Origin of the sequence: Streptomyces stelliscabiei, from assembly GCF_014873495.1 — a bacterium.
Taxonomy (GTDB): Bacteria; Actinomycetota; Actinomycetes; order Streptomycetales; family Streptomycetaceae; genus Streptomyces; species Streptomyces bottropensis.
In genome coordinates this window covers 8,659,611-8,672,255 of the sequence record NZ_JADBGF010000001.1, presented here as the reverse complement: position 1 = coordinate 8,672,255, position 12,645 = coordinate 8,659,611, and the positions used below count along the sequence as shown (strand labels likewise).

Genomic DNA, 12,645 nt, shown 5'->3' with positions numbered 1-12,645 from the left:
GGCGAATACTCCTGGGCCGGCGGCCGGTCGGACGGGCGGGCCGTCCGACCGGCCGTGGGCCCAGGAGCGGCCGTCATCATGTACCGCTGATTTGTCGAGCGACCTGTTCGACAGACTGAGTCGAATAGGATCACGTCATGGCTCATGTATCCGCGGCGGAGCGCCGCCCGCAACTGATCAAGGCGACCATCGGCCTCATGGCCAGGGAGGGCGTCGCCGCCGGCAGCACCCGCGCCATCGCCGCCGAGCTCGGCGTGGCGCAGGCGACCGTGCACTACACCTTCGGCACGAAGGAGGAGCTGTACCGGGCCGTCATGGAACAGCTCACGCACGACCTCGTCGACCAGGTGACACAGGCCGCGCCCACGGACGCGAGCTTCGAGGAAACCGTCGTCACGCTCGCCGAAGCACTCTGGCGTACCGTGCTCGAACAGCCGGCCTCGCACCAGCTGCTCACCGAGCTGAGCATGTTCGCCCTGCGTACGCCACACCTGAAGGAAGCCCTTCAGAACCACTACAGCGAGGTCCTGGCGGTGACGACGAAGCTGGTCGAGCAGGCCGCCGAACGCACCGGTCACCGGCTCGGCCAGCCCGCTGAGACGATCGCGAGGTTCTTCCTGGCCGGCTTCGACGGACTGACGATGCAGCACCTCTCCCTGCCGGACGAGGAAGCCGAGAGCGCCTGCCTGCGGTCCTTGGTCTCGGCCGTCCTGGCCATGGCCTGAGGTCACCCGGTCGTCCGGACCAGGACACCCACGCCATCGCAGTCCGTTGACGCCCGGAACCGAGGACCGGATCCGAAGCAACGCCCGCTACCTGTCGTCGCCTTTCGCTGCGATGGCACGGTCCAGAACGTCGTGGTCGGCCCAGCTTCCGTGGAAGCCGAACGGCACCCGGCTGGGAAGCTTGACCCGGGCCAGCGGGGTGCGGCGCAGGTCGGCCGCGTCATGGACGAGGAGCTCGCTCAGGTCGGTGGCGCGGTTCCACCACAGCGAGAGCAGGTAGCCGTCGTCCTCGCTGCGGGCGTTCTCACGGGCCACGAAGACCGGTTCGCTCGGGCTGGTCAGGCCGTCGGGTCCGTCAACGACGGTGGTGCGGTCGAGAAGGTAGTCGTGACGGGCGAGGCCGTCGGACATGGTGTCGTCGGCCAGGCTGCGCGTGGTGACGAAGTAGCCGTAGCGGTGCGGCCGACCCATGTAGGCGTCGTTGATCTTCGGGAACTCGCCGAAGACGCCGCTGATCATCTCCTCCGTGGCCCGTCCGGTCGCCAGGTCGACGCGCCAGCGGTAGGGCAGGGCCGGCGGGAACCACTCGTGGGAGCCCACGGGCGTGAGGAGACGGTCGACCGGGCTGCCGAGGCGGCTGATCCGGTGCCCGTCGACGATCAGCTCATCGTCCTGCTCGTAGGCGTTGTAGAAGTGGGTGTTGGCCCAGTGGCCGCCGAGCTCGTGCCAGGTGATCTCGTGGGTGTGGCGGTTCATCAGGACGATCTGGACGCCATGTTCAAGGGAGCTCTCGTCCCAGACCACGCCGGGCCTGCTCTGGGCCACCAGGTCGAGGCGGAACTGGGCGGGCGTGACAAAGAAGATTGCGTAGGTGTCGCTCACCGCGAAGTCGTGCATGAGGACCGGCACGCCGATGTCGAAGGAGTGCGAGTCCTTGATCTCGGCCGTCTTCACGTCGGCGCGGTACCAGGTGATGGTGGGTCCGACCGCAGCGAAGAACAGCATGTCGCCGGTGTCCGGGTCGGTCTTGTAGTGGCCGGTGCACAGGACATCGACGCCGCCGTGGAAGTCGTACGTGCCGAGGGTGCGCAGCGTCTCGGGGTCCAGCGCGTGCGGCAGTCCGCCGTCGAAGTAGACGAGCAGATGGTCGTCGAAGAGGCCGGCGTTGATGTTGGCCACGTTCTTCGCGCGCGGGGCGCCCTCGGGCAGCCGGCCCGGGGTGCCGCCGTTGACGAAGCCGCTGTAGATCGCCTCCCCGGCCTCCACCTCGACCCTCATCGAGTCGGTCTGGACCCAGCGGGTGCGGTAGGCGGCTTTGCCCTCGCGCAGGTAGACACCGCACACCATGCCGTCGCCCTCCCACCAGTGGTAGCGGTCGGTGTTGCGGGGCTGGAAACGGGGATTGGAGGAGACGCGGAACAGCGCACCCGCGAGGTCGGACGGTATCTCGCCGTCCACCTCCAGGTCGTACGCCTCGTTCTCCTCCGTCCAGGGCGCGAAGGGGCCGTTGAGGAACCTGTTGCCGGTGTGCCAGTCGGCTCCGGCGCCGGCGGGGGCGGGGCGCTCTCCGGTCCCACGGGGAACGACGGTCATGGGGTTCGCGGGCATGGGGCTCTCCGTGCGGGTTGGTGTGTCGGGGCGGTCAGAACGGGTAGCGCGGGAGTTCGCCGCGTACGGTGACCCACTGCTGTTCAGTGAAGGCCTCGAGGTTGGCGATGGCGCCGCCGTGACGGGCGCCGGTGCCGGAGTCGCCGACGCCGCCGAAGGGGATGTTCGGTTCGTCGTTGACCGTCTGGTCGTTGATGTGGACCAGTCCGGTGGGCACGCGCTCCGCCAGGGCGAGGCCCTTCGCGACGTCCCGGGTGAGGATGCCGAGGGACAGTCCGTACTCGGTGCCGGCGGCGAGCCCGGCCGCCTCGTCCAGGTCCCGGAAGGGGACGACGGGCGCGACGGGGCCGAAGATCTCCTCGGCGTAGGCGGGCGCGGTGAGCGGTACGCCGGTGAGCACGGTGGGCCGGTAGAACAGGCCCTCGTAGGTGCCACCCGCGGCGAGCCGGGCGCCGGCCTCGACCGTGTCCGTGACGATGCGGTGGACGTTGTCGCGCTGACCGCTGTCGATGAGCGGTCCGACGGCGACGTCCTCGGTGGCCGGGTCGCCCACCCTGAGCGCGTCGGCGTGCTGGGCGAGCAGAGCGGTGTAGTCGTCGGCGACCGACGCGTGGACGAGGTGACGGCTGCTGGCCATGCAGATCTGGCCGGCGTGGACGAAGGACCCCCAGGCGCCCACCGAGGCAGCCTGCTCCAGGTCGACGTCGTCCATCACGACGAGCGCGGAGTTCCCGCCCAGTTCCAGGTGGACCCGCTTGAGGTGCCGGGCCGCGGCGATACCGATGGCGCGCCCGGCCCGAGTGGAACCCGTGAACGCGATGACAGGAACCTGCGGATGCTCCACGACGGCTGCCCCGACGTCCGCCCCGCCGGGCAGGACATGCAGCAGACCGGCAGGCAGGCCCGCCTCTTCGAAGACACGGGCGAAGACGACACCGCCGCTGATCGCGGTGCGAGGGTCCGGCTTGAGGACGACCGCGTTGCCGAGGGCGAGCGCCGGGGCCACGGCCCGCATGGCCAGGATGATCGGCACATTGAACGGGGCGATGACGCCGACGACCCCGACCGGGACCCGGCGGGAGAAGGACAGCCGCTCCTGTCCGGAACGCAGGAGCTCGCCGTAGGGTGCCCCGGCGAGGGCGGCGGCCTCGTGGCACTCCTCCGCACCGCCGCTGCTGACCTGCAGGGCGGCGAACGGCCGAGTCGCACCAGACTCCCGTACCAGCCAGGTCTCGATCTCCTGCTGGTGCTCCTCGAAGAGACGCGCGGCGCGGCGCAAGACAGCGGCACGGTCGGAATACGGCCGCGCGGCCCACTCCCGCTGGGCCCGCACCGCCCGCTCCACCGCCCTTTCCACATCGGCGGGCGTGGCGGAGCCGACGCGGCCCAACGTCTTGCCGGTGGCGGGCTCGACGGCGTCGTACCCCTCGCCGGTGCCGCTGATCCACTCACCCGAGCCGGAGAAGATGCGGCCTTCCCAGGTGCTGCTGTCCAAGAACGTCATGGTGTCCCGATTCGGTAGTGCGCCGTGGCGCGAAGATTATGTGTTGTGTCGCGAAGGTGGGGAGGTGGGGGCTTGCCGGCATCAATCCCCTGTTTCACTCCCTGGATGTCCCAACAAGGGCCTTGTCTCCGAGCTGGCCCCTGTCCTGCGAGGCTCGCTCCAGGCCGAGCGCGGAGTCGGCCGCCGGCACGCCCGGTCCGGCGGGGAAGAGCATCAGGCACACCACGAGACAGAGGAAATCGACTTCGGCTCTACCTGCGCCATTCGGGCCGAGGATGCCGGTGTGCCAGACGCTCAACTTGTTCCAGGGCCCGGTCGTCAACGTCAGTGCGGAGAGGAGAAGGACGACCGCCCGGGTCAGGAGTCCGGCGATGAGGAAGGCCCCGGCGGCTGTCTCGAAGGTGGAAATGAGCACGCTCAGCAGCCCGGTCGCGGGCAGTCCGAGCGGCTTTCAGCACGCCGAAGTCCAAGCCCGACGTGCCGGCGTCGCACTTGGCGAGGCCGTGCAGGATGAACAGCCGGCCGCCGCCGACGCGCAGCGCCAGGAGTGCGGCGCCGTGCAACCCGTTCGTCCGGGAGGTGACATCGCGGTAGAAGTGGATCACGGTGAGGCCCTCGGGGTGAGGTGGGTCCGGTAAGCCGGGTCAGTGGCTGGGCAGCGCCTTGGCCGGGGCTGCCGAGTCGATGTCCTGCGGCGGGGTGGACAGGTCGACCGCCTCCCTGCCGTCCGAGCCGCCGGGCGCATTCGCGGCTGTCGTGTGCCGCAGGGCGAGTACGGCGATGAATGCGGCGAGCAGGCTGGCACCGGCGCAGAGATAGAGGCTGAGGTCGAGGCCTGCTTCTAGGGTTTCGCGGGCCAGGGGGGCAAGCGTGCGCGACAGCTCGCCGAGATCGGCGTTGGCGACCGCAAGCGCGCCGCCCTCCGCGTTGACTCCCTGGGCCACGCCCACGGCCTCGGCAGGAAGCTTCGCGGCGCCGAGCTTCGCAGCGAGGGCACTGCTCGCCGTACCGAGGGCGACGGCGCTGACGATCGCGGGGCCCAGAGCCTGCCCGGTCTCGCGGACGAGGCTTGTGACCGCGCTGGCCATACCGGCGTGGCGGATGTCCACGGTGCCGACCGCGACGGCCGTCAGCGCGGAGAACATCGTGATGAAGCCGGCCCCCAGCAGCAGGATCGATCCGGCCATCGCCGCCAGATCCGTGGCGTCACCCGGCAGCAGCGCCATCCAGACCTCACCGGTGGCGAGGGACAGCAGACCGCCGACGAGCAGTACCCGGGGGTGCACACGCTGAAGCAGCCTCGGCAGGACGGGTGTGAGCAGCAGCGGGATCGCCTGGATGAGAGCGAAGGGCAGGGCGGCGTTCAGTGGGGAGAGGTGGTGCACGGCCTCCAGCTTGATGCTCAGCGCGTACGCGGTGCCGATGAAGCCGAACATGGCGAGCAGTCCAATGGCAGCAGCCGCGGCGAAGGAGGGGTTCCGGAAGAGCTCCAGCCGCAGCATCGGCGTACGCGACCTGCGCTCCGCAATGAAGAAGCCCACAAGGGCGGCCAGGGACAGCACGAAAGCAAGCACGATGTGCGGGGCGGTGTAGCCGTCGACGGCACCCTCGATGACGGCGTAGAGCAGCGCCAGCAGGGCGACGGCGATCGTGACCTGGCCCGGCCAGTCGAGTCCGCGCCCGGCCGGCTCGCGGGAATCGGTGATCCAGCGGAGGTTGACGGCGGCGGTCACCAGGCCGAGCACCGTCAGAGGTACGAAGGCCCAGTGCCAGTCGGTGTGCTCGGCGATGAACCCGCTGATCAGCGGCGCCATCATGGCGCCGAGAGCCAGGCTGACGGCCCAGTACGACAGGGCCCGCGCGCGGGCGGCGGGCTCCGGGGTGCCCGCGACGATCACGGCCAGCGACGAGGGGAAGATCGCTGCGGCGCCGAGTCCGGCGACCGCCTGGCCGGCGATGAGCTGGGTCAGTGTGCCTGACGTAGCGACGGCCAGGCAGCCGACCGCGATCAGGAGTCCTCCGAGAACGAGCAGACGCTTGCGCCCGAAGAGGTCACCGAGAACACCGAAGTTCAGCTCCAGGATGGCCGTCGGGAGGATGAACGCGGCCGGGATCCAGGCGAGGGCGGCGGCAGACGCCCCCAGGTCCCGCTGGATCTCTCCGATGATCGGGGACGAGAGCGGGATGCCGATCTGGGCCACGCAGATGGCCAGGCAGGCGGCGATCAAGGTGCCGAGGCCCAGCGAGGGCGGGTCCTCCGCAGCGGAATGGTTCATGAGGGTGTCTCCAGTAGCGGCTTGAGCGGTTCCCGGTGGCCCGACAGGGCCTGACAGATGTCCCACATACTCGGACGCATGTAGCGTTAGACAGGACGTTGCACCCCAAGCGCTTGAACAGTCAAGAGGCCCGACCCGCCGAGATTCACCGTTGACGTCGGCACAGTCAGCGATCTAGCGTCCCATTAAACAAAACATCCGTCCTGAAAAAGGAGACAAGCATGGCGATCACTGGACTCGGCCACACCGGCTTCTGGGTCGACGACCTGGAGAAGATGCGCGACTTCTACTCCCGCGTCATGGGTCTGACCGTCACCGATGAGGACCCGGAGCAGGGCATCGTGTTCTTCTCCGCGCGTCCCGAGGATGAGCACCACGAGTTCGTCCTCCAGCAGGGCCGCACCGCCCCTGCCGGCGCCAAGCTCACCCATCAGGTGTCATGGCGCGTGGACTCCCTGGAGTCGATCATCGACTTTCACCACCGGTTCCGCGCCGAGGGCATCGAGGTCCAGCAGGAGGTCACCCACGGCAACGCGATCGGGATCTACTTCTTCGATCCCGAGGGCAACCGCAACGAGGTCTACCTCCGCCTGGAGCGTGACGTGCGCCAGCCGTTCCGCAAGAGCCTCGATCTGGACCTGCCCCCCGAGGAGATCATGGCCGAGGCCGAGCGGCTGCTGACCGAGGGCGGACCGGCCTACCAGCCGGTCCAGTAACTGCCGTGCCTACGACATCCGCGCCGCCGTCGGTCCTGGTCGTCGGCGCAGGCCCGACCGGGCTGACGGCCGCCCACCTGCTGGGCTCCCGGGGCGTACGGGTGCTGCTGGTGGAGCGCAACACCACCACAAGCAACGACGCCAAGGCGATCAGCCTCGACGACGAGTCCCTTCGTACCCTGCAGTCGGCCGGCGGCCTGGACGAGGCGGTCTACCCGATCCTTGTGCCGGGCACCGGCACGAGGTACTTCGGCGTGGGCGGGCGGCCGCTCGTGCACGCCCGGGGCACCGGTGAGCAGCGCCTGGGACATCCGTTCAAGAACCCCTTCGCCCAGCCCGATCTGGAACGGGTGCTGCGTGAGCAGCTGCGCCGCCTGCCCGGTGTCGACGTCCGTTTCGGCACCCGGCTGACCGCCCTCGCACAGTACCCCGACCGGGTGCGCGTGTCCCTGCGAACAGGTGGGGAGGACGGGCCGGTCGAGGAGTTGGACGTTCCTTACGTCCTCGGCTGCGACGGCGGCCGCAGTACCGTGCGCGACCTTCTGTCCGTGCCCATGCGGGGACGGAGCTTCCCTGACGTGTGGCTGGTGGCCGACACCCTCGAGGACACGCACGACCAGCGTTTCGGCATGCACCACGGCGACCCCGACCGCCCCGTCGTCATCGTCCCGGGCCGGGACGGGCGTTGCCGCTACGAGTTCCGCCTCAAGCCGGGCGAGTGCGAGGCCGGTACCTCTCCCCCGTTCGCCCTCGTGCGCGAACTCCTGCGGCCCCACCGGGAGATCACGCCCGACCAGATCGAGCGCGCGGTCGCCTACAGCTTCCACGCGCTGCTGGCCGACCGGCTGCGCGAGGACCGCTGCTTCCTGCTCGGCGACGCCGCGCACATGATGCCGCCGTTCGCCGGCCAGGGCCTCAACTCCGGGATCCGGGACGCTGCCAACCTGTGCTGGAAGATCGCCGAGGTGGTGGCAGGCCGGGCCGGTGACACCCTGCTCGACACCTACGACACCGAGCGGCGTCCGCACGCCCGCGCCGTGATCGACCTCTCCGTGCGCCTCGGCCGGATCGTCATGACCACCAGCCGCCCGCGTGCCCTGCTGCGCGACGCGCTGGTGCGCACGGCGACGCACATCCCGCCGGCCCGTCGCTACCTCACCGAGATGCGCTACCGTCCCGACACCCGGCTGCGGGTGGGGGCCGTCCTCCCGGCGGACCGCGCAGGCGGTGAACTGGTCGGCACGATGCTGCCGCAGCCACGGGTGCTGCACGGGCCGCACCACCGCCCCGCACGGCTCGACGACATCCTCGGACAGGGCTGGAGCCTGCTGGGGATCGGTGTAAGCGACACCGGCTGGGCAACCGTCGTCCGGGCCGGCCTCCCCGAGGCCACCGCCGTGGATGTCTTCCTGGACGACCGCGCGCCGCGTGACCTGGCCGGCCGGACGGGGATCGCCGACGCCGACGGCCGGCTCGACGCCCTCCTCGCCGGGCTGACCGGTTCCTTCGTCCTCGTGCGCCCCGACCGGTTCGTGGCCGCGGTGTTCACCCCCGACCGGGCCGAGTACGTCGGCGCGACGCTGCGGCGCTTCGCTCCTGCCCGCCCCACCCCGGGCGCCAACCCGCCCGCCTGCCCGCCCACTTCCGACCCCGCCCCCGAGGTCCCGTACGACACCCCAGGAGTACCCCGATGAGACTGAGCACCGTCCGTATCGCCGACGACCGCGTGACCTCCGCCGCCCGGCAGGAAGGCGACGAACTCGTCCTGCTCCCCTACGCCGACGTGGGCGCGCTGCTCGCAGCCGGCGACGACTGGCAGGAACGCGCGGCCTCCGCCGACGGCGAGCGCCTGCCCCTGGCCGAGTCGTCACTCGCCCCGCTCGTCCCTCACCCGAACAAGATCGTGTGTCTCGGTCTCAACTACGCCACCCACATCAAGGAGATGGGCCGCCCCACCCCCGCGCACCCCACCCTGTTCGCGAAGTACGACGGCGCCCTGATCGGCGCCCACGACGCCATCCACACGCCGCCGGTCAGCGACGACCTCGACTGGGAAGCCGAGTTGGCAGTCGTCGTCGGACGCCCCGGCCGCCGTGTGCCGCGCGAGAAGGCCCTGGAGTACGTCGCCGGCTACACGGTCGCCAACGACGTCACCGTGCGGGACTGGCAGCACCGTACCCGTGAGTTCCTCTCCGGCAAGACCTTCGAGGCCACGACCCCGGTCGGGCCCGCGCTCGTCACCCCCGACGAACTCCCGCCCGGTGCCTCGGGGTTGGACATCTCCTGCAGCGTCGACGGACACACCATGCAGAAGTCCAACACCGCGGATCTGCTCTTCGACGTGGCCGAGACCGTCGCGTACATCAGCACCATCATCACGCTGCTGCCCGGCGACCTGATCCTCACCGGCACCCCGGGCGGCGTGGGCGCCGGTCGCGATCCGAAGGTGTTCCTTCGCCCCGGACAAGTGCTGATCACCACCGTGGAAGGCATCGGGGAACTCCGCAACACCGTCATCAAGGACCAGCTGTGAACCATGACCACAGGACAACGGCGACCATGCGGCACCGCGCGGCCGCCACCGGCCCACGCCCACCCACTAGAGTCTCTCGTATGTCAGGAAACATGTCTCCCAGCTACCGCGAGCGCAACTCCACGGCCGACCGGGCACTGGACATCCTGACCATGTTCGACGACATCCATCTCGTCATCTCCGGAGCCGCCGTGGCCGAGCGGCTCGGCGTGGCGCGCTCCACCGCGTACCGCTACCTGCAGAGCCTGGTGGCCGGGCGTTTCCTCGAAGAAGCTCCGGGCGGCGGCTTCCGGCTCGGCCTACGAGTGCTGGAGATCGCCCGAGTGGCCCGCCGCAGTTACGGTCTCTCCGAGGTCGCGGTGCCGTCGATGGAATCGCTCGCCGAGGAGGTGCACGAAACCGTGCTGTTGACCCGGCGCACCGGTGACCTGGTGGTCTGCGTGGACCGCGCGGAAAGTACCCGCGCGGTGCGGATCTCGTACGAGCGCGGCAGCGCCCTGCCGATCAACGCCGGCGCCTCCGCCCTTGTCCTGCTGGCCTGGAGCCCGGACGACGAAGCCCGCGGGCTGTTGCAGAACGCCGAACTGCGCCGCTTCACCTCGGCCACCCTCACCGACGTCGACGCCCTGATGGAACGACTCGGCCGGATCCGCCGCATCGGCTACTCCGTCACCCGCGGCGAACTGGATCCCGACGTGGTCGGCATCGCCGCCCCGATCCGGGACGAGAACAAGCAGGTGGTCGCGGCGGTCAGCGTGGCCGCCCTCGCCTCCCGGGTCTACCCGGAGGCGGAGACGGAGATCGCTCAGAAGGTTCTGGCCACCGCGCAGGAGATCAGCGAGCGGATGGCCGTCGTCGCGGGCTGACCCCTGGTCCTGCTCCGTCCGGGAGGGGTGACGCGGTAAGCCGTGTCAGGGCTCGACCGTGCGCCAGGCACACAATTTCTCAGTATCACGGCGACCGGCCCTCTGTGGTCGAGATGGATGCCTCCGAGGCCCAGCGATTCGTCGGTAAGGCAATGGAAGGCGGATGTCGTCCTACGCACCGGCGAAGGCATGACCACCGTCTCGCACAAAGAGCTCGGCTCGCCAGCCGCGGCGAGGAAACAGCCCCAACTCCGGAAACGTCGACCAGCCATTGACGCTCACCGGTGTCAGCAACCAACACGGATCACAAGGCAGATGCACAGCCGAGCGGAGTTCGCGCGACAACGCTCACCGGGACCGTAGCGCAGATCAGAAACACCCAGGTCAGCGGCGTGCGAGGCGCCTGGTACCTGCCCGGCCCTCACCGGAAGTGGGGTGCGGTGATTCCACCGTCTGGTTTGGGCAGCGACCGCGTCCTACTGTCAGAAAACCGCAGCTCGTGGCGAAATTCTGCACGACGGCAGTCAAAGGAGACGGCTTCATGGCAAAGACTTTTCCCCCCGAAATCACCATGGGAATGGACGAGCCGTGCCGGTTCGATATCGAGGTGTTCGATCTGGAGGTCCTCGAGGGCTCAGTACCCGCGGACATCGACGGCCTGTTCGTCCAGGCGGTTCCGGACCAGGTGTATGTTCCCGAGGTCCCGGTGCTGTGGCCGATGACCACCGCTGCGGGCGGGGACGGCGCGGTACGCGCCTTTCGAATCAAGGACGGCTGCGTCGACTTCCGGACCCGCTATGTACGCACCGAGCGTTTTCTGCTCGAGCGCGAGGCCCGCCGATCCCTCTACGGGAATTACCGGGATCCGTACTCCGACGATCCGAGCGTCGCCGGCACGAGCCGTACGACGGCGAACACCGCCATCTACTTCCACGCCGGCCGGATGCTGGCGTCGAAGGAAGACGGACTGCCGTACGAGATCGATCCCGTAACCCTCGAGACCCGGGGCGTATGGGATGCGCACGGTGATATCACGAGTCTGACCTTCACAGCCCACCCGAAATTCGACTCGGACACCGGCGAGATGTTCGGTTTCGGTTACGCCGCGAAAGGCGAGACCACGCGCGACATCGCCTACTACGTGATCGACGCCTCGGGCAAGGTGATCCACGAGGCTTGGTTCGAGGCACCGTACTCGGCCATGATCCACGATTGCGCGCTGACCAAGAACTTCATGCTCTTCCCGGTCATGCCCATCACCAGCGACCTCGACCGTCTGAAGGCCGGCGGCCCGCACTTCGTGTACGACGGCGACCTTCCGCAGGTCTTCGGAGTCATTCCGCGCTTCGGTGATGCTTCCGAGGTGCGCTGGTTCCAGGCCCCGCCGGCCTTTCCCGGCCACACGATCAACGCCTACGAGGAGGACGGCGCAATCGTCTTCGACCTGTACGAGGCGGACGGCAACGGCTTCGCACCGGTCGTGCCCGACAAGAACGGCAGGCCGACACCGCCTGGCAGCGTCACCACCCGGCACGTGCGCTGGCACATCGACTACCACACAGGCGAGCAGCGGCTCACCGAGCGGGAGGTGCTGGCAGTCGTCAACGGCGAAGGGCCGCACATCGACCCGCGCCGCGATTCGAAGCCGTACCGCCACGTCTTCGTGCCGACGCTCGACCGCGACAAGCTCGAGACCGACGTCAACGGCCGCCCCTATCCGGTGATGTTCAACCAGCTCAGTCACTTCGACCTGGTAGCCGGGACCCGTGACGACTGGTATCCCGGGCCGGCCGCAACGTTCCAGGACCCCGTGTACTTCACCAAGTCCCCTGAGTCCGCAGAGGACGACGGCTATCTGATCGCCACGCTCAACTGGCCGACGGAAAAGCGCAGCGAACTCGTCATCCTCGACACGCTCGACCTCGCAAGCGGGCCGGTCGCCCGGCTGCGGCTTCCTGTACGCATGCGCCTCGGCATCCATTCGACGTGGATCGACGGCGCCCTCGTCCCCTCCTGGAGGTGACCCACCATGTCCGGTGACCAGTCCAAGGACATCGTGCTCAAGATGATGTCACTCCTCGTCGATCCCTCGACCTCGGAACAGGCGCGCGAATACCTCACCGAGTCCTATGTCCAGCACAATCCCAACATCGACTCGGGAGCCGACGCGATCATCGAGTGGACGAAAACCGATCAGGCTCGCGTGGCCCGGGAATCCATGCGCCCTGCGCCCGAGCCTCCGGTGTTCGTCGCCGAAGGAGACAAGGTCGTGATGATGCTGGCCCGGGACCTGCCCGATCCGGATGACCCGGGCAAGACCTATCGCTCCTACTGGTTCGACATGTGGCGGATCGAGGACGGCAAGCTCGCCGAGCACTGGGACGGCGCTCCCAAAGAAGCAGGATAGACGTCGAATT

The 12,645-nt window shown here is 69.0% G+C and carries 11 protein-coding genes; 7 read left to right on the top strand and 4 right to left on the bottom strand.

The features are described 5' to 3' along the window. The first annotated feature begins 137 nt into the window (after positions 1 to 137). Positions 138 to 725 carry a TetR/AcrR family transcriptional regulator gene (locus tag H4687_RS38140; protein WP_012999364.1) on the top strand — a complete coding sequence of 196 codons (588 nt, stop codon included), beginning with the start codon at positions 138 to 140 and terminating at the stop codon, positions 723 to 725. A gap of 87 nt (positions 726 to 812) precedes the next feature. Here H4687_RS38140 and H4687_RS38135 read toward each other — a convergent pair whose 3' ends face one another. From H4687_RS38135 to H4687_RS38120, 4 genes are all read right to left on the bottom strand, one after another. Continuing rightward, a complete protein-coding gene (locus H4687_RS38135; RefSeq protein ID WP_012999365.1) occupies positions 813 to 2,333 on the bottom strand; it encodes a carotenoid oxygenase family protein in 1,521 nt (506 codons plus the stop codon). A 34-nt stretch (positions 2,334 to 2,367) separates the two neighbouring features. Then, positions 2,368 to 3,837 (bottom strand): aldehyde dehydrogenase family protein, encoded by a 1,470-nt coding sequence (locus H4687_RS38130; RefSeq protein WP_046913745.1) that lies wholly within the window; start codon positions 3,835 to 3,837, stop codon positions 2,368 to 2,370. A 94-nt stretch (positions 3,838 to 3,931) separates the two neighbouring features. Further along, the gene (locus tag H4687_RS38125) at positions 3,932 to 4,276 is read right to left on the bottom strand and encodes a hypothetical protein (protein ID WP_323131840.1); all 345 of its coding nucleotides are present in this window, start codon (positions 4,274 to 4,276) and stop codon (positions 3,932 to 3,934) included. A 205-nt stretch (positions 4,277 to 4,481) separates the two neighbouring features. Continuing rightward, a complete protein-coding gene (locus H4687_RS38120) occupies positions 4,482 to 6,113 on the bottom strand; it encodes an MFS transporter (protein ID WP_046913743.1) in 1,632 nt (543 codons plus the stop codon). A gap of 221 nt (positions 6,114 to 6,334) precedes the next feature. Between H4687_RS38120 and H4687_RS38115 the strand changes: the two genes are divergently transcribed. The 6 genes from H4687_RS38115 to H4687_RS38090 all read left to right on the top strand — a co-directional run bounded on the left by H4687_RS38115 (position 6,335) and on the right by H4687_RS38090 (position 12,635). Continuing rightward, positions 6,335 to 6,829, top strand: a complete 495-nt coding sequence (locus H4687_RS38115) for a VOC family protein (RefSeq protein ID WP_012999369.1) — start codon at positions 6,335 to 6,337, stop codon at positions 6,827 to 6,829. 5 nt (positions 6,830 to 6,834) lie between these two features. Next, a complete protein-coding gene (locus H4687_RS38110) occupies positions 6,835 to 8,523 on the top strand; it encodes a bifunctional 3-(3-hydroxy-phenyl)propionate/3-hydroxycinnamic acid hydroxylase (RefSeq protein WP_012999370.1) in 1,689 nt (562 codons plus the stop codon). Beyond that, the gene (locus H4687_RS38105; protein ID WP_012999371.1) at positions 8,520 to 9,362 is read left to right on the top strand and encodes a fumarylacetoacetate hydrolase family protein; all 843 of its coding nucleotides are present in this window, start codon (positions 8,520 to 8,522) and stop codon (positions 9,360 to 9,362) included. The genes H4687_RS38110 and H4687_RS38105 overlap by 4 nt, the downstream gene beginning before the upstream one ends. Positions 9,363 to 9,442: 80 nt before the next feature. Next, positions 9,443 to 10,228 carry an IclR family transcriptional regulator gene (locus tag H4687_RS38100; RefSeq protein WP_012999372.1) on the top strand — a complete coding sequence of 262 codons (786 nt, stop codon included), beginning with the start codon at positions 9,443 to 9,445 and terminating at the stop codon, positions 10,226 to 10,228. Between the two features lie 541 nt (positions 10,229 to 10,769). Then, a complete protein-coding gene (locus H4687_RS38095) occupies positions 10,770 to 12,251 on the top strand; it encodes a carotenoid oxygenase family protein (protein ID WP_037729166.1) in 1,482 nt (493 codons plus the stop codon). Between the two features lie 6 nt (positions 12,252 to 12,257). Beyond that, the gene (locus H4687_RS38090) at positions 12,258 to 12,635 is read left to right on the top strand and encodes a nuclear transport factor 2 family protein (RefSeq protein WP_012999374.1); all 378 of its coding nucleotides are present in this window, start codon (positions 12,258 to 12,260) and stop codon (positions 12,633 to 12,635) included. Positions 12,636 to 12,645 lie beyond the last annotated feature (10 nt).